Source organism: Curtobacterium sp. PhB142 (assembly GCF_004341255.1).
In the GTDB taxonomy this organism is placed as follows: domain Bacteria; phylum Actinomycetota; class Actinomycetes; order Actinomycetales; family Microbacteriaceae; genus Curtobacterium.
Map to the genome: position 1 here is coordinate 295,620 of NZ_SLUT01000001.1, position 17,669 is coordinate 313,288.

Consider the following 17,669-nt stretch of genomic DNA (forward strand, 5'->3'; position numbering starts at 1 on the left):
ATCGTCAAAGGTGAGAAAAGCTGACCGTTGGCAGTGCTAGCTGTATCAGCTGTTGCGCATACCAAGGAGCATTTCTGTAACCGTTCCCTGAGAAGCCGTAACCGGCGGCAATACCGGGCCTGATGCTTCTGAGGATCGGGGAGTTTGCGTAGAATTCACGGTAACTCTCCACCCGCGATAAACCTGAATCGAACGACCCGAGTAGTTCCGAGGAGTACTCTAGTAATGGCAAGATGTCGTCAAGCTCAAAGCTTGAGTGGCTTCGATCGACCTGTGCGCGAGCACGAGCAATGTAGTTGAATTTGTGGCCCCAATCGTCGATCGGCGCAAAGAAGGAGAGCGCCGCTCCCTGATCGAGGTATCGCATGCCGGTGGGTTGTTCCTTCACCGGAGCGTCGCTTTGAGGTCGGTGTCTCCAACCCAGCACAACTCGGCGTGGAACGGCTTCCAGTAGAGCGTCGTCACTAGGAATGCGCGCACCCGTCATCGCAGGAGCCCCTCCGGTACAGAATATGACCGCTCCTGTAACCACGGAGCCAGTCGTCGTATCGACTCGGAAGCGACCGTTGTCAGCAGCCACGCTGAGCACCGCTGTCTCAGCAGCGAGGACCGCCCCTCGCACGACCGCCAAGCGAATCGCCTCAGTTACAGCCGCCGGCGTGCGGATCACACCACCACTGGTGTCGCTGATCACGGTTAGGCCATCGGTGACAGACAGATCCGGCCAGCGGTCCACCGCATCTTCTCGGGCGAGAACATCGACCCGGCTCGAGGTTCGAGCCATCTGCAAGAAGGCATCAATGCGCTCGTCACCCTCGTGCCCCACCGTTAAGATCGGAGTCTCAGTGAACACAGGGCCACGTACTTCCGCCGACAACTCGCGCCAGATGTCCCGAGAGTAATCGAGTTCAAACGGTGCTTGCCCCGGGAAGCGGCTGCGGAAGATTCGACTGTCTCCGCCGTTCGATGCGTTGTGCCTGCTATCGAGACGCGTTTGCTCTAAACCAACACAGGGGACTCCCTCACGGGCGAGCGCTAACAGAACTTGGGATCCAAGCACCCCTAAACCCACGACGGCGACGTCAAACAAGAGCGTCTGTGTCGTACCGCGCGCGGACCCAGGAATCGGAGAAGATCGTGTCCAGGTAAGGAAGCCCACGATCCGGCGCGATGATGACCCGCTTCCGGCGCCCTTCATCCTCTCTGAGAGTGGCGGCCAAGGAAACCGCCCCTGCTGACCCACCGACGAAAAGCCCCTCGTACTGCGCGAGACGACGACATTCGCGGACAATATCTGTTTCTGCCACCATGACAACCTCGTCAACTCGGTGAGAAAACCTGTCGACGAGGGCGCTCCGCAGAGAGGATCCCATTCCAGGGATATGGCGCGGTCCCGCGGACCCACCGAAAATTTCGGATCCGATCACGTCGACGGCCACCAGCTTGATGTGCCGATCGTGACCGATGAGCCCCTTCGCGATACCAGCGAGTGTTCCACCTGTTCCGACAGCCACAACAATCTCTTCCACATCCGGAACGGCATCGACGATCTCTTTGAAGGTGCCTTCGGAGTGTGCCCGTACGGGCGACATGTTCGTGTATTGGTCAGGCCACCAACAGTCGCTTCGAGTCCGCACGATTTCCCGAACTCGATCGCGGCGCCTCTCCAGCGCACTCTTCCCCCGTCCGTCCTCGGCAGGCAGGAGCTCCACCTGCTCGCACAGCAAGGAGAGAAGGCGAAGGGTGGTGCTGTTGACATGGCCGTCCAGGACAGGAATGAACTTGATTCCCATCTGCGAGCACATGAGCGCGCATGCGACAGCGAAGTTCCCTGAGGACGCTTCGATTACCGTGCCCCCCTCCATCAGAGCGCCGGAGGCAATACCGTCCTCTAGTACGGCCAGGACCGACCGGTCCTTCGTGGAACCCGAGTAAGGCAGCTGGAACTCACATTTGACCAGCGAACCTCCGAGGGGTCGCAACGGCGTGTCGCGCACCACCGCTGCGATGCTCGATAGAACCTCTGAGCAGTGCGAAGTCATCTACTTCACCTTCATTGAACCGTCGTAAGTGATCAACTCGCCGACCTCGATGACTTGGACCAATTCTGCGAACGTCTTGTGGTTCATCGCTTCCCCATAGATTGCAGCGACCGCGGCCCGCGAACCGAGTCGCGAGTCTAGTTCCTCACCCGGGCGAGCCGTCATTTTCAGGGAGGCAACGCCGGGCAGTTCTCGCAAGGATTCCCGGTCGACGGACTTCAAACGAGTACGTCCCAGGGGTGGGTTGACCACGTATGCGTACGCGACCTTCCGCGAGACTCCGCGTGACTGCTCCTGCCCTTTCAACGCCGCGAAGAAGGCGTCTAACGCCGAGTTCCCGAACGCGGAGGCCATGCACCAATCGCCCCAAGCCCCTAAACGGCCATTGACCTCAATCACGCGAGGACCGTCGACGGTAAGCTTCATTTCGACGCAGCCGATCCCATTTTCAATCGATAGCGCTCGAACCGCGTCGTGAGCGACCGTGACCGCCTCTTCAGCATCGTGCTCGTCAAGTGTCCACGGAGCGAAAGCACCGCGCTCTCGAAACGGCGGGTCTAACCGCAGCTTGCCGAGCATGGTCAACGTCGTCGTCGTCCCTCCGATGCTGGCAACGTCTACCGCGACGTAATCGCCCCATGGCGACGGTGTCGGCCGGCCAATCAGTTCAGACTCCGCGATGAAACCTTCCCCTACGCTTGAGACGTCCGGGTGAAGAAGATCAAGGGTCACCGCCTTCAACTCAGCAACGTTGCCGACGCGGAACGTTCCCCGGCTGCCACCTCCGACAGCTGGCTTTACGACGAATGGGAACCCCAAACGATCCGGGACACGAGCGAGCTCTTCTGCATCGGTGACCCGTACGAAAGCCGGACAAGGGACACCTGCCAGAGCCAGTCGTTCACGCTGCGCTGTCTTGTCCACGATGGATGGAATGTCTTGTTCGGCGGTATGACGAATACCCAGGACGGCAGCCGCTCGAGCCGTCCAAGCAATCAGTTCTTCCGAGAACGTGACCATTGCGGAAGACCCTCTTAAATGAGGCGCGACAGCGAGAACATCCGAGGGTGATTTCGCAACGTACGTCGGAAAGAGGTCCGCAAGTACCGGAAGCATCACCGTGCCGTGCTCCGTCTCAGGAACCACCACGGATACACGAACATCATTCCGTTTTGCCGCGAGATAAAGGTCACGCGGAGCCATGCTGCCCCAACCATACACGACCGAAATAGACATAGTCATACAATTCTCCCCAATCCTGAATGCTTCAGTAAACGCTCATAACTGGTCGACGATCAGACGCGCAACACGCCGCGGTGACGCAGACTCGATTAGGTTGATCGCCGAGACGCGAACCTTGTATTCGCTTCGGACCCAACCGAGGACTCGAGTGAGCAGGAGCGAGTCGCCACCCAGCGCGAAGAGGTCGTCATCGGGAGAGACGTCGCCGGCGCTGAGAAGCGACCGGTACTGTTCAGTGACTGCTGCCTCGATCTCCGCGATGCTTGGAGTCTCATCCATCGAAAGCAACCTTCCCGTTGGTGGTGATGCCTTGCTCGACGATTTTCACGGAACTGGGAACGAATTGTGCTGGGAGGTGCGCGCGGACGTACTGAATGACGGCCCGCGCATCGACATGTTCGCCTTTGCGGAGGGAGACGTCGACGTGCAGAAGATTTTCCAAACTGTCGTCGTTCCGAGCCATTGCTCTGCAACTACGTACACCCGGCATTCCCGCTAAGCAGGCTTCCAATTCCCCGAGTTCGATGCGGAATCCTCGGATCTGAACCTGGCGGTCACCCCTGCCTACGTGGTAGAAAACCCCGGCATCGGAGTACGAGAGGTCACCCGTTTTGAGGTGACGGCTTCCTTCAGCGTCGGTGACGAAGCGCGCGCGTGTCACGTCAGGGAGGCCGAGGTACTCTGTCGCGAGGCCTTTTCCCGATACCCACAATTCACCGACGATCCGATCTGGCAAGAGCCGTCCTTCGGTATCCCGGATACTCACTTCGAGGTGATCCAGGGCCTTACCAATTGAGGTACCACCGAGAGGACCAGATGGTGCCGGCGCGATGCTGTCGGTCACATGTACCGTGCTCTCCGTGATTCCGTACATATTGTGGATCTCGAGGTCGGCGCTTCCGGAGTAGGAAAGGAAAGAAGTCACATCGTCGATATTTACCGGCTCCCCGCCCAGATACATCCGCCGCACATCGGCGAGGCGAGCGTCCGCCTCCACGAGCATCCCCAGCAACGTCGGGGTGGCGGAGAGGTGAGTAACCTTTGCGGCCGTGAGGAATTCAGCCAACTCCCACGGGTCCCGAGTCAAAAGGGAATCTACAAGAAGCAGTTCGTGTCCCCCGGCCCACGCACCCCACATCTCCCAAATACTGAAGTCGAACGCAAAAGAATGCACACTCGACCACACCGATTTTGGACGACCGTGCTCACGTATATCCGTTGTCGCGCCAAGAAGGCTGCAAACAGCCCGATTGGATACCACGACACCCTTCGGCCGCCCCGTCGATCCTGAGGTGTAAATAACATAGGCCGAACCGTCAGGAAGTCTCCGGTCCAGCACGGGCGCGGCACTCGCAACCGTCAGTCCGTCGAGCGTCAACCAAGCACCAGAGTCCTGGAGAACGTAGTTCTGACGCTCGGCAGGATAGGTCTTATCAACAGGAACGTAAGGCCGGCCAGACAGCACACAGGCGAGTATGTTGACAGCAGACTCCGCGTCGCGGCTCACCAGGATGTTGACCGGTGAGCCAGGCGGCGCGAACTGTATCTTCACCTGAACAGCCTCCGCCGCGGCAAACAGCTGAAGATAGCTAAAGGCCTCCGTACTAGTTCGGAGCGCAACCTGGTCCGGGAAATGATCAACCGCGTGCCTGAAAACTGCTGCCAGGCTGTCGGCGATCAAAGGGAACTCCCCATCGTGCGGAGAAGAGCTGCCCCCGCTGCGTGCATTTTCATTTCCGCCTGCTTTCCAATTGAGTAGCTGAACCGCTCCATGACCGCAGCGCTCACTTCCTCACCGCGACGCGCGGGAAGGTCATGGAGAACCAAACTCGCCTTAGTGCTCCATACAAGCTGATCGTTGATCTGAAACGGCACGAACGCTTGCTGCCAGCCAAAAGGCTTCGGCTCCGCACCTGTCGTGTTCCACTGGGTGGTGTAGAGAACATCGAAGTGTCTTCCCTCCACCGCATCCATCGCAGACTCGACTCGAATGTTAGGAGTACTGTCGGCGATCGCGCGATATGGCGCTGACAACGAGTACCCGTCTGGGCAAGCGACGGTGAGACGAAGTTCAGGCAGAAGAGCAGCCGCTGCTATAAGACCGTGAGTCGTGCTGTTGCTCTCACCCACGTACAGGAGGTCTACATCGAGCCCCCCACAAATCAACTCGATCGTCGCGAGGTCGGCAACAGTCTGCGTTGGATGCTCATCTGAGGACATCGCGTTTATCACTGATAGTGAGGAGCGCGAGCAAAGGTCCCCGAGCTCTGCCGTCGACAACCCGCTCCTGATCACCAAGACATCCATGTACTTCGAAAGCACGAAGAACGTGTCTTCCCAAGACTCGCCCGTGGCAAGTTGCATGCCCGACGCCGGCATGTCGATCCATTTCGCTTCGAGCCGTGCCGTCGCCGAAGCGAACGAAGCGCGTGTGCGGGTGGAGGTCAGCGTGAAAAGCCCACCTACAACGAGACCGGCCGCCGGCGAGTCGCGCGGGTACCCACTGGCCTCAAGTTTACGGCAAGTGGCTATCAGGGAACGCAGGTCAGCCGCGGAGATCGCGGCGCCCGACAAGTAGTTATGCATCGTTGACCTCATCGTCTGCGCTGCGACGCGCACGTACAACCGCGAGTTCCAGTGCATGGACTGACGGGTTTTGGAAAATGAACTTCGGCCGAATCGGTTTTCCAGCGACAGAAGTCAAAGCGTGGGCGATGCGTAAGATGTCTAGCGACGACGCACCGAGTTCGAACAGGGAATCAGATGAGTCGAGGTCCGTCGTGGGACCCAAGCATTCCGCAAGCGCCTCCCGCGCACGCCGCCGCAGGAGTTCCGATTCTTCGCTCATAGGTGCTCCGTCGTCTCTCTTGTAAGTGAAGTAAGCAGGTCTAAATTTCCGGCGTCAAAAACATCGAAGTGCCCGCCACTTAGGGTCACCGTTTCTTCGAGCCCCAGTCCTGTCCATTCTGTGCCGTACGGGTTGTCAGAAGCGAGTGCAAGCTTCACGCGGACCGCGGAAAGCGAATCGCACTCGTACCGTCGAGCTGCTTGGAAAATCCTCGAATGTGTGGATCGAAGAGCCTTCGCATCCACATTCGCCCCGCTCGCCGGTGTTTCCGACGTACGGTCACCATTTATCATGAGCTGGAACGCCTCGGCAACGCGTCTCTCCGACGCTGTTGGCTGTGCGCGCGGGGACGGCGGGTCTACCAAGATCACGCGGGGCGGAATCGAGGAAGCGTCGCGCCGCGCATACTGTCGTGCTGTCTCGAGCGCAATAAGGGCACCAGCTGACCATCCAACGATTAGGTCTGGGGATACGCCGCGTTCAGTGAGACGCGCGACGTACTGCGCTGCAATTACTTCGACGTCGGTGAGGTCGCTATCGAAGGATTCTTCGGCGTTGACTCCAACGCTATTGAAGTCCGTCCTCAGAGCTTCCGCGAAGCGCCGGTAGCAGTAGGCGGTACCGCCTACCGGGTGTATAAACACCGCGGTCTTCTTCTCCACGGTACCCTGATCTGTGTGCTGACCGAGGATCGACTCGAAGTTGAAGAGGCCTCCGTCTCCATCAGACTCTTGTCTCCGCTGACCTCGACTAGCGACAACGAGAGACGCGAGGCCCGAGGGAGTCGCATTTTGATAGAACCTCGGGATGGAGATCGCTACTCCGTAGTCCTGCTGAATCCGGCTACGGAGACGCACCGCCAGCAGCGACGAACCGCCTAGTTCGAAGAAATCGTCCGACACCGCCACCTGACGTATGCCGAGTTCGGCCTCCCAGATCGCACGGATCTCCTGCTGAACCCTGCTGATCTCCTCGACCGAATCTGCCGCGCCCGCTTCTGAATGAGAGTCAGTTAGTCGGCTCATTCCTTTCGGTACCCCTTCGAGCGACCGAATTCCGCCGCCCAGTGTCTCCAGCTGCCGGACAATCGCGCCGGAATCGAGATCTGGCACGCTGACACCCCAAACGCCTCGTGGCACTGCATAACCATGTCGACTCGTCGTGGCTACCGACATGAACTTCGGGGTTCGTAGCGCAACCCGATCCGCTAGCCCCACCGCAGACCCCTTCACGTCCTGGACCAACCCGTCGAAGGCCGCCAGGTAAAGCGCGCGTAGAATCTCTACCGCTTCCGTCGAAACTGTTTTTTTGTTCACCGCGAGACACATTTGACGGCCCTGAACCGTAACTTCGAGGTTAAATTCTCCTGGGGACTCGTCTAGTCCGCCGTCCGGATCCGCCATCGAACGATCCATATTGCGGAAATTCAAGTAGGCAAAGAGGACGTCTCCCTGTCGCAACCCTGGTTGCTTAGCGAGAATCTTTCCGTAGGGAAATCGACGGTTTGGCCAAACATCGATCTCGGCCTGCCTTACTCGCTGAAGAAGCGAGGACCAGGAAGCATCGGCAACCTCAACCGCGAACGGCACAGTGTTGACGAACAGTCCAAGCACCGATTCAGAGCCCGGTAGTTCAGGCCTTGTGTCGCACACTAGCCCGGATGAAATGCGGTCTGGTTCTCCAGCCAGAACCGCCTGCACCGCGATGTGGGCGGTCAGGAATACCGTCTTCATTGAGACTGATTGTCGCACTGCCAGTGCGCGCAATGGCTCGACGTATTCGGAAAGGTCAAGATAGTTCTGTTCATAACCATCTTCCTCGGACGACCAGCCCTCTGGTGTTCTACTGACAGCAGAGCCTTCACTTGACCGGAGCCAAAAGTCCTGCTGATCGCGGGATTCAGCCGCCTCCCTCTCGAGGGCTACATACTGTGAGAATTTGAAGGCAGGACTCGGCCTCGTCGGAACGATTCCGCGGCGCAGCCTTCTATAATCCTCTAGGATCTCGTTCAAGAGCGCGTGAAGACTCCAGCCCTCTAGAATTGGGTGGTACTCAGTGAACGCGAGGCGCCATTGCAACCTTTCCTGTATCGCGTGAAACCGAATTAAGGGATATTCACCCTCCGCGAATGGCGTGGCCCGCTCAGCGGCAATGTATCGCTTCACCCTGTCTTCGCCGGATTCGGACGACAAAGCCGCTACGGACTCGAAGGTCAGCGGTACTTCCGCGACGTCATGCACGACCTGGATAGGTTCAGAGTAGTCACGCAGATGGATTGAGCTGCGTAACACCTCGTGTCGTTCTACCGCTGCTGCCACGGCGGCGGTCAAGGCCCGTTCGTTCAACGGTTCACTGTCCCGCATCGAGTAGGCGGTTACGTTGTGGTATAGAGCACTGACGGGATCCGCTTGGTTCTCGATGACCATTCCGAGTTGCGTGCTGGTCAGCGGATAAGCATCCACTGCATCGGGCGGAAGGCGCTCTACGTCGGTAGCGAGCAATTGACTAAAGGCCACGTTTGCCGTCACCGCAGATTCGGCGCGGTCGCGGCTGCCGATCTTCGCCGCAATGCCCAGTGGCGTCCTGTGCTGAAAGATATCAACGACTGAAACGTCGTACCCGCTGTGCCGCAGCGCTCCGACGATCGAGACAGCGCTGAGCGAGTCACCGCCGACGTCAAAGAAGTCGTCGGACGGCCCCAATCCTTTCAATCCGAGCGTCGACTCCCAGACTCGGACGATTGACTTCGCAGAAGCGGCGTTCGATCCGGAGCTATCAACTCCTCCCGCGCGTGGGCCTCGACGGGACCTCTTCCGCATCGGCGCCGTCCCAACTGAGCGTCCGATCCCCGATGAGTTGAGGGGTTGAAGAAAATCCTCAACCATACATTTGAGCGCCCGCTCGACATCGTTTGCTACCGTCGTTGCAGCATCTGCCGAGATGACAGAAAGGTCATATTCAATTGAGACCCGGAAGCCGGCACCCTCGACCGCCACACCTTCGGCATGTACCGCTAGAGGGCTTTTGGCGATCTTGGGAGCCACATCGACCGGAGCCCCATCCATTCCATCAAGATGAAGAGGACGCTCTCCTCCCGCGTGCAGCGACACCGTGACCTGTGTGTACGTGCTCGAAGGGTCGGCCGTCCGCCGTTCGCCCTGCACAAACGTCAGGGCAGCTTCGAGATCGGCGTCTATGTTCTCGAGAAGTTGCTCTTGCACCTGCTCACATACGCCCGCGAAAGTGCTACTTTTGCCCGGGTTCAACCTTACGGGAAGAAGATCTACATAATAGCCTACGCTGTTTTCTTTATTGCTCCTACGACTCACCGGCGAGACGAAATGTGCCTCGGTGTTATTCGAGTAGGAAAGAAGGGCTGCGCAAACGGCTCCCCCGATGATCGCCAACGGCCCGACGTGAAACTGCTTGCGAAGCTGCGCGATGCGCGCGTTGTCTTCGGCAGACACTTCGAAAGTTAGTCGACCCGCTGATGCATGAGCCGTTCCATCGCGAGCGAGGCCCCGTGATAGAGGTAGCCAGTTGTCCCCCATGCCCGCCAGAGGCGTGAGCCGTGGTGCAAACAAGACGGGACCACTCTCAGGATCACCACCATCTGCCGCCGCATCCGCAGGTGCGCCCTCAAACGAAGCCTCGAAGGACGAAACGAAAAGTCGGATTGACTCCTCGTCGAAAGCTACATGGTGGAAAGCAAACACAAGAATTGTCTGAGTTCCCGTCTGCACGTGTGTAAGACGGCAAACGTCACCGATTTCAGGGCGAAGTGTCGCCAGCGAATACCCTTCGACAACACGCTTCAGGTCTTTCCCCTCATCCAGGGAAACGAAAAATTGGTAGTTGTCAACTTGAATAGCATCTTCGACGCTTTTCAAGCCATCCGAATGTTCAAGGTCGTATCGCGTCCGGAGGGCCGGGTGCGCCATCTGAGTTTCGAACCAAGCATCCCGGACTCGATCGTGCTCTAGCAATCCTGGAAAGCGGTATACCAGTGGAATCACATATGCTCCGCGCGTCTCCGCTCGCCTGTCCGCAAGGAGTACTTGACGCTCGCGTGATGGCATAGGAAACGTCACTGTTGTCAGAGTCATGCTCTTGCCCCTACTCAGCGCGCGGGGGGAACCCCCGTTGATGCCCCGGTTGCGCCGCTACTGACCGAGTAAAGTTCATTTCCGGGCCCACGTCAACCTCTGGGAGCGAAACATCAAGGCTTTCTCTCCGCCGCCGAGGGGTCGGGCTGATCAGTGTGTCTGTTAGGCGATGCCGCTGGCCTCGAACGCCTGAGCACTGTTTCAGCTTCAGGTGACCGGACGGCGCTGCCCCATCCCTCGCCACTGGGGAAGAAATGCGGGTGCCATAGTCGCCAGAAGGTAGATTGCCGCGAACAGGAGCAGCGCGGAACCCACTCCGGTCAGCGTGACGGAGAAGCCCGCCAGGAGCCCCCCAAGCGGCATCAGTCCCCATGAAACTGCGAGGGTCGTCGCGCTCACTCGACCGACCAAATCCGCGGGGATGCGCTCGAACTGGAGCGCACTCAGGACGGGGTTAAGGAACCCTGCGCCGAAACCAGCCAGCAGAGTAATGCCGATCAAGACAGGAACTGGGAGTCCTAGCGCAAGCGCTACCCAACGCGGCGCCCCAGCTAAAAGGAATCCGATCATATAGATAGTGAAGCGCGGCATTTTCGGCCCCCACCACGTTGCTAGAAGTGCACCTAGCAGTGCAGATCCGCCCATACAGGCACCGAGAACACCAATGATTGCAGCACTGTTCCCACTTTCCTTCGCCCATGTTGGGAGCAGCACGGTTGAGTACCCCTGATTGAGCATATTCGTCACCGCGACGAGGAGGATCACGCCAAGGAGAAGGCGATCCGACCGGAGATAGGCGAAGCCCTCACGCAATTTGCTCCAGTAGGACCCAGTGCTGCCTGACGCCTTGTCACCTGCCCGCGAGGAAGGTGACTTGAGTGAGTTGGTGGCGAAAAGGAGTATCAAAGCGCTGATCAGAAAAGTGGCTGAATTTAGGGCTAGGGCGTCTGCAGCACCGAGGACAGCGACAATTCCGCCGCCGACACCCGCACCGACCAGGCCCGCCAAATTGTCGGTAGTCCCAATGAGGCCAGTAACGCGCTCAGCAGGCAGTTTCGTGCCTCTGATGATGTCCGGAACCATGGCGTGGTGGCCGACGTCTGCCGGGCCTCGCAAAAAGCCGCATGCTGCCACGATGCAAATCACTGCCGGGAAACTGAGGGCATCTGCAGCGTAAAGAACAGGAAACATGGCGATCAAGAGGGCGGATGCGGCATCACACCAGACAGCAACGCGCCTTGGCCCTAGTCGGTCCACCCAGGGGCCGCCGAAGGTCTGCGCCAATACGAGTGGTGCGAGTTCAGCGAATGCGACGATCCCAGTCTTCGAGGCCGATCCCGTACTGGTGAGCACAAGCCAAGGGATAGCAATTTGCGACAGTCGCGTGCCGCTGGCGGAGACTGCGTTCGCGGCGACTAGGCCCCAAAGCGCCTTGTTTCTCACAGGCATCAGGGAAACTCCAAGTGCGCGTTGATCGGGAATGCCTGGAACTGAAAGATCACGGTTTCCGCTTCTGTGTCCTCTTCGTTATCCTCGAGAGCAGCGAGCACGGCAAACACGGCCTCGATAGCTTGTTCAGCCCGCTGAGGCGGAAGGCGGAAACTCCAGTCGCTGATCGTGGAGGCCGATCGCCACGCTGGAGGTAGAAGGCCTCGGTCGTTGATACTGGCTTGCATTCGCTCGTTGTGCAATGCAGCGAGCGCCTGCCAGTACCCATCTGTGACTGTCAACTCTGCATCGAGGTCCTCCCTCCTCCCTCGGGTGTTTGTTTTGGTTCTTGACGCTCGCCACCAACGATCCCGGCCATTACCGAGACTGCTGTCTTCAGCCACGAACCCGTGGTGCGCGAGATGGCGGAGATGGTAGGAAGTCGCTCCTGTATTGATGCCGAAACGGGTTGCGAGGGTGGTTGCTGTCGCCGGTCCCTCTATCCGCAGGTGAGCCAAGATGCGCAGCCGTGTCGGGTGAGAGAGGGCGCGTAAAGCTGCCACGTCCGGGCTGATCGCGTTGCGCTCTGCAGCTGACATGGAAGGAGGCTACATCCGCAAAGGAGTGTTTGCAAAGCAAAGTTGGCGATTCGGTGTGAAACCTTGGTCGCAAGCATGCTGAACCTCGCGGGAGCGCCATCGCCGCCTTCGCTTGTGTGGCATGAACCGGTCTTGCGTGGGTCTAGACAGCGCCAGGCCTACGTAGCACAGTCCTTCTTATGAACACACCGCCGGACGGTCTCACGGCGTTCCTCGCGCTGACCCGGAATCGCGAGATCCCGCGACTCGGTTGGCCGACATCTGTCTTACCGCCCGAAGGGGTCCGAGTAGAAGCGATCGCCGGTAGCTCCGCCGTGACGATTGTCGTCACTCTCGGCAGGCCACATGCGGCCGCCCGACTGGACCTCGACGCACGAGAAGTCAGCATCTCGTCCGCTGGCCACGACGCGCAGCTCCGTCAGCGCCTACGTCGCCTCGCGCTCGAGTTCGTCGCGGACCGTAACGACTATGACCATCGGGGCGGCCTCCCCACGCGTCCCGCTCCCCCAACATTCGACGAGCATGACCCGGGCACGTGGACGTCAATGCAGGAGCTTGCGTCCGTAGTCGAAGGCGATTGGTACCCGCCGGAGCCGCAGGAGCGAAGCCCAGCGGGGTGGGCGGCGTTCTACGAGATGGCGCACCGGTTCAACGACAGGTTTACGACGCAGGATGCCTCGGCCACAGCGCCGCATCTAACCCGACCTCAAGACGTGCGATCGTCACAAGATCCGGCCACGCCTGACCAGCAAGCACCCGCTGGAGGGTGACGTGTCCAATACCGGCATCCGCAGCAACCGCCCGAAGGCTTCGCCCCGCCATCGCATCGCGAACATTCAAGACGAACTGACGAGCGATCTCCCCGAACTGATCCGAGGAAGGCACCTCCGGCCACGGAGCGTCAGCGAGCTCCACCGGCAACGCACGCATCGGACGACCCATACCCAAAGCGTAGAGGGCACGGTCCGTCAGTCCCGGCAACGCCATGGCTGAACCAACCCGTCCGTACCGTCCGCAGCTGCCGGCCAAGGACTGGGACGCCATCGCCCCATACGTGCACGACGTCGTCGCCCGAGCCGAACCCCTCGTCACATACTCTGCGCGGGAACTTTACCCAGCCGTCACGCGCCTGACGCACTTCACCCGCAGCGAGTACGCACCCCTCACCGACGCCGCCGTGTTCGACCCCTACATGGTGAACCGCTTCGTCGTCCATCACCTCGCCGGCTACAACCGTGCCAGCCGGAACACCATCCGCGCCCGCCTCCGACGCGTCTCCGAGGCGCTCCTCGGCGAGGCTGCGGCCGGCAAGTTCAAAGCGCTCGGGAAAGCCGACGCAGTCACGCCATACACAGTCGTCGAGCAAGCAGCTCTCGAAGGGTGGTCTCGGGCACAGACCTCAGATGAGCGACGGACCTCTGCAGCTGCGCTGCTCTCGCTCGGTTTCGGGTCGGGACTCACCGCAGCGGAAATCATCCGGCAACGGGTCGAAGACGTGAAGCAGACCGGGGAGTCACTTGTCGTGCACGCCGACAGCGGTGACGCAGCGCGGGAAGTGCCGGTTTTGACCGAATGGGCTGCGGGCCTTCGCCGCAGTACCGAGCACATGAACGGTCACGGCTGGGCATTCCGGGCCGAGCAACGCGGCAGCAACGTCAACCTCATCACCGACTTCGTCTCCCGCACCGCACCACCGACGGAGATCCAGACGCGAAGAATGCGAGCCACCTGGCTCGTCGGTCACCTCGAAGCTGGCACGCCCTTGAAAACGCTGCTTCGTATCGCCGGGCTGCAATCGGCGGAAGCACTCGACCGTGTGCTGCCGTTCGTGCGCGATCGCTAGAGCTCGCAACCATGCGTTCAGCCGCTTCTGTAGCCATGGCACCAGGTACTCGGCGGCGAGCGGTTGCAGGCAGCACTGGCCCTCCAACGCGAAAATCGCACCGTCCCGTCAACGTCCTGCCCGCGGACTGGAACCGAGTAGCGGACTTCCGGTCCACGAGTACGCCGCCGCAGAACTCGCCGACCTCGAGAGCTGGGCTGGCGCGCACCGCACCGCAGAGCGTCGACAGCAGGCCCGCACCGTCCTCGCGCTCATGGGCGGAGCCGGCCTGTGGACCAAGGAAGCTCTCGCCGTCCGAGAAGCAGACGTCCTCACCGACGCCGGCGGATACTCCATCCGTGTCAGCGGGCGCAACGCCCGTGTCGTACCGGTGCTGTCGGACTTCGCCCGGTACCTCGACACACCGGGCACTCGCTCCGACGGTGCACGATTCGTGCTGTTCCCAGACGGTTCCAGCGCGGAGTCCCGCGCCGGCTCGCTCAAGCTTCTCTACCGCGGAGCGCACCCGGCGCCGAACCCGCAGTGGCTGCGCGACACGTGGATGCTCCGTCAGCTCCGTACGCTGCCTGCCAGCATCGTGATGGAGGCCGCGGGTATGCCCGACGTCACCACGCTCCGTCGCTACCTTCCCAACGCCTCGCTGCAGTACGAGATGTGGGAGTCCGCGCTCCGCAATCCCGCCGCATACGGAGCGAGCATGGAAAGCACCGGCGACAACTTCAGCGCCTACGGGGATGACACCTGGCGAGCCGCATACGGGAAGCTGCGCGACGATGTCGCGTCGGCCACAGTGAAGCTCCGTGACGCGCTCGGGAACCCCGCCGTCGGCGTCGCAGCCACGTCCGAGACCACCGGCGTGGACGGCAGTCGTGCTCGGGAAGCCGCTTCAGCACAGCTACGCGACCACGTCGGCCCCGAAAACGAGAAGCTCGGCGACGCACAGCGCGTCGAAGGTCGACCCCGCCCACGTGACCGAGCCCGGGGCGCCAACTACGAGCGTCGGCCCATGTCGGCCACGCGCAACGAGCAGACGCTCACGACAGACAGCACCGCCTTCCCCGCGGGCACCCCCGCGGTTCCGTTCAAGCGTGTCGAGCAGGCGGTCTCGACGGATAGCACCGCCTTTCCCGCAGGCGCCCCCGCGGTTCCGTTCAAGCGCATTGCTGCGTCCGAACCCCACGTCGACGGTGCTCGCGAGCCCTCCAACGGGGAGGAGCGCTCGCCGCGACGTATCGAAACGCTCGAGGTTGATTGGACGCCCAAGCGACCGCGGAAGAAGTCCCGGTACGAGGCCCTCCCGCCCAGCAGCCCCAACCTCCCGGCAGCGTCAGAGGACCTCACCGCTGCGGTTACCAAGAGCCCGACCGACGCGGCGTCGTTGAACTTCGAGGCGCTCCGTGCAGCACTTCTCGCCGAAGCCCGCAGTTCCGCTCGAGGCGGGAAGCGATGACCGCCCTGGCAAACACGTGGGACAACACAGTTGCCGCGACGTTTGACGTTTTGCGGACGGTTGGGGAGGGCGGCCTGACGGAGGCGGAGGTCGCGGCCGGCCCTGGTCCGATGACACCCATCGACGCCGAACTCGCTCAAGCATGGCTCGACCGTGTCATCCAGTCCCAGGTATTGCCGCCGCTTGGAGTGTGGCGTCGACGGAACCGCGAACGCGCCGGGAAGCGCAATGGTGGACCCGCTCCGGCCATCAACGACGCCGTCATCCTCACCATCGCGCTCATCCTCGTCATCGAACACTCGTCCGTTCGCGTGCGGGATATGGCGCGGGCGCTTCAGCATCGGCTCACGCCCGAAGCCCGGGAAGTGCTCGGCATCGGTCATCTCTACGACAGCCCGTTCACCAACTGGTACTTCATCGCCCACCGCGCCATCCACCGCGTCATCGCAACCTTCGACCCGTACATCACCAACGACGGCGCGAAACGAAACCAGTGGAAGGCGATGCCGTACGAGGACCTCATCGCTTGGGAGGCCGCCGTCGACCATGAGTTCATCGCCGAGCTGAACGCCCGCGCCGAGTGGTTCATGAACGCGCTCGTCGAGATGTCCCTGCAGCAGCAGGCCCGGAAGTACCGGCGGAAGAAGACTTCCATGACCATCGACCAGAGCGGCGTGAAGGCCGGAGCGGTCATGGCTAGGTGGAAGCGAGACCCGAAGACCGGCAAGGAAATCCCGCAAAAAAACGCTCTCGACCAGACGTCGGATCGGCCAGAGGCGCGTCGCGTCCGCGCGATGGAGGCGGACTGGGTAACGAAGAAGAAGGGCGCGAAGAAGCGCAACGCCGACGAAGAAGACCGCATCTCCCGCATCAAGTGGGAGCTGGCCTACATGGCGAACATCATCATCGATGTGCTCGAAGACCCCACAGCAGATAAGAAGCAGCACGCGCCGCAGCTCATCCGAGCTATCAGCCTCGGCACTCCGAACAAGCGCATTGGCGGTCACGCCATCTCCCTGCTCGACTCGCTGCAAGCTCGCGGCTACGAACTGACCCGGTTGAGCTTTGACCGCGGCTACTCACAGCTGAAAGACGAGTTCCACGAGCAGCTCATCGCGCGTGGCATCCCCGTGGTCAAGGATTACGTCGACCGGCAGAAGGGCATCACCAACGGCGCCATCGGCAACTCCGTCATGGTCGAAGGCCGCTACTACTGCCCCTCCACCCCCATCGAACTGCTCGAGTCGACGAAGCGCTGGGAGCAGGGCAAGCTCACCAACGAGGAGTACTGGAAGGCGCGGAAGAAGCTCGAGAAGTACGAACTCATCCTTCACGAGCAGAAAGCTAACGGCCCGCTCCGCCTCAGCTGCCCCGCGTCCGGCCCTTCCCCGACAGCGTCTTGCCCGCTCCGCGAACTGCAGAAGAACGCCGTCCCCGAAGAGGAAGCCGACCGCGTTCGCATCCAGCCGGCGAACATCACCGACCGGCAGAAGAACTACAAAGTCTGCTGCCAGAAGTCGGTATCCGTGAAGCCGACCACACACGTGCAGCAGCGGCAGAAGCTTCGCTACGGCAGTAAGGAATGGTTCGACACATACCGCGCGGACCGGAACAGCAGCGAGTCCTCCAACGACCTACTCCAGAAGGACCACAACCTCGAGAACACGATGGCCCGACCCATGCACGGTCTCGCCGCGCAGCAATTCGCCCTCGCTCTCTTCGCCGTCGCATCGAACATGCGACGCATCATCCAGTTCGAACACGACGTCTACGAATTGGAACGTCGAGCCGCCGCTGGCCGCGCACCCCAGCCGCGAAAGCAGCCCGATGAGTACCTCAAGCGTGCCCGCGACCGGAACGGCGAAACGCGCTACATGCGGAACCCTCCACCCCGGAAACTGGTGCCCTGGGAACCATTAGAACTACCGCCCGTGCCCGCTTAGCGGGCTGACCCGTACCGGCACCGCCGGCAGAACCAGACACGAAGACCCTCACACCCCGACGCTCCAACGCGCCCGAAAACAGGCGCAGAGCGTCCGGGGTGCTTCGGCGCGGCGGAAAACAAGCGGCAGACGCTTCGAAGAGAGCGCAGACGTCCGCAGAGCCCTCAG

Annotated in this window: 12 protein-coding genes; 3 read left to right on the forward strand and 9 right to left on the reverse strand. The window is 60.9% G+C overall.

Annotated elements, in window-relative coordinates; genetic code table 11:
- Positions 1 to 4 precede the first annotated feature (4 nt).
- The 9 genes from EDF31_RS01410 to EDF31_RS01455 form a co-directional block, all read right to left on the reverse strand.
- Positions 5 to 1,090, reverse strand: coding sequence for an FAD-dependent oxidoreductase (locus EDF31_RS01410; RefSeq protein ID WP_165901292.1), 1,086 nt, complete (start codon positions 1,088 to 1,090; stop codon positions 5 to 7).
- Positions 1,083 to 2,000: a pyridoxal-phosphate dependent enzyme gene (locus EDF31_RS01415; protein WP_165901293.1), complete on the reverse strand. Its 918-nt coding sequence runs from the start codon at positions 1,998 to 2,000 to the stop codon at positions 1,083 to 1,085. Before EDF31_RS01415 ends, EDF31_RS01410 begins: the two co-directional genes overlap by 8 nt.
- A gap of 42 nt (positions 2,001 to 2,042) precedes the next feature.
- Positions 2,043 to 3,245: a hypothetical protein gene (locus tag EDF31_RS01420; RefSeq protein WP_165901294.1), complete on the reverse strand. Its 1,203-nt coding sequence runs from the start codon at positions 3,243 to 3,245 to the stop codon at positions 2,043 to 2,045.
- Between the two features lie 75 nt (positions 3,246 to 3,320).
- A complete protein-coding gene (locus EDF31_RS01425; protein WP_131844924.1) occupies positions 3,321 to 3,563 on the reverse strand; it encodes an acyl carrier protein in 243 nt (80 codons plus the stop codon).
- Positions 3,556 to 4,965 carry an amino acid adenylation domain-containing protein gene (locus tag EDF31_RS01430; RefSeq protein WP_131844925.1) on the reverse strand — a complete coding sequence of 470 codons (1,410 nt, stop codon included), beginning with the start codon at positions 4,963 to 4,965 and terminating at the stop codon, positions 3,556 to 3,558. The genes EDF31_RS01425 and EDF31_RS01430 overlap by 8 nt, the downstream gene beginning before the upstream one ends.
- Positions 4,962 to 5,870, reverse strand: a complete 909-nt coding sequence (locus EDF31_RS01435; protein ID WP_165901295.1) for an ornithine carbamoyltransferase — start codon at positions 5,868 to 5,870, stop codon at positions 4,962 to 4,964. Before EDF31_RS01435 ends, EDF31_RS01430 begins: the two co-directional genes overlap by 4 nt.
- A gap of 258 nt (positions 5,871 to 6,128) precedes the next feature.
- Positions 6,129 to 10,238 (reverse strand): alpha/beta fold hydrolase, encoded by a 4,110-nt coding sequence (locus tag EDF31_RS01445; protein WP_131844928.1) that lies wholly within the window; start codon positions 10,236 to 10,238, stop codon positions 6,129 to 6,131.
- A 207-nt stretch (positions 10,239 to 10,445) separates the two neighbouring features.
- A complete protein-coding gene (locus EDF31_RS01450; protein WP_131844929.1) occupies positions 10,446 to 11,687 on the reverse strand; it encodes an MFS transporter in 1,242 nt (413 codons plus the stop codon).
- Positions 11,687 to 12,265 carry a helix-turn-helix domain-containing protein gene (locus EDF31_RS01455; RefSeq protein ID WP_131844930.1) on the reverse strand — a complete coding sequence of 193 codons (579 nt, stop codon included), beginning with the start codon at positions 12,263 to 12,265 and terminating at the stop codon, positions 11,687 to 11,689. The genes EDF31_RS01450 and EDF31_RS01455 overlap by 1 nt, the downstream gene beginning before the upstream one ends.
- 985 nt (positions 12,266 to 13,250) lie before the next feature.
- Between EDF31_RS01455 and EDF31_RS01460 the strand changes: the two genes are divergently transcribed.
- The 3 genes from EDF31_RS01460 to EDF31_RS01470 all read left to right on the forward strand — a co-directional run bounded on the left by EDF31_RS01460 (position 13,251) and on the right by EDF31_RS01470 (position 17,501).
- Positions 13,251 to 14,108: a hypothetical protein gene (locus tag EDF31_RS01460; RefSeq protein ID WP_131844931.1), complete on the forward strand. Its 858-nt coding sequence runs from the start codon at positions 13,251 to 13,253 to the stop codon at positions 14,106 to 14,108.
- Positions 14,109 to 14,361: 253 nt separating this feature from the next.
- A complete protein-coding gene (locus EDF31_RS01465) occupies positions 14,362 to 15,558 on the forward strand; it encodes a hypothetical protein (protein WP_131844932.1) in 1,197 nt (398 codons plus the stop codon).
- Complete coding sequence (locus EDF31_RS01470; RefSeq protein WP_131844933.1) at positions 15,555 to 17,501, forward strand: hypothetical protein; 1,947 nt, start codon at positions 15,555 to 15,557, stop codon at positions 17,499 to 17,501. Before EDF31_RS01465 ends, EDF31_RS01470 begins: the two co-directional genes overlap by 4 nt.
- Positions 17,502 to 17,669: the final 168 nt, after the last annotated feature.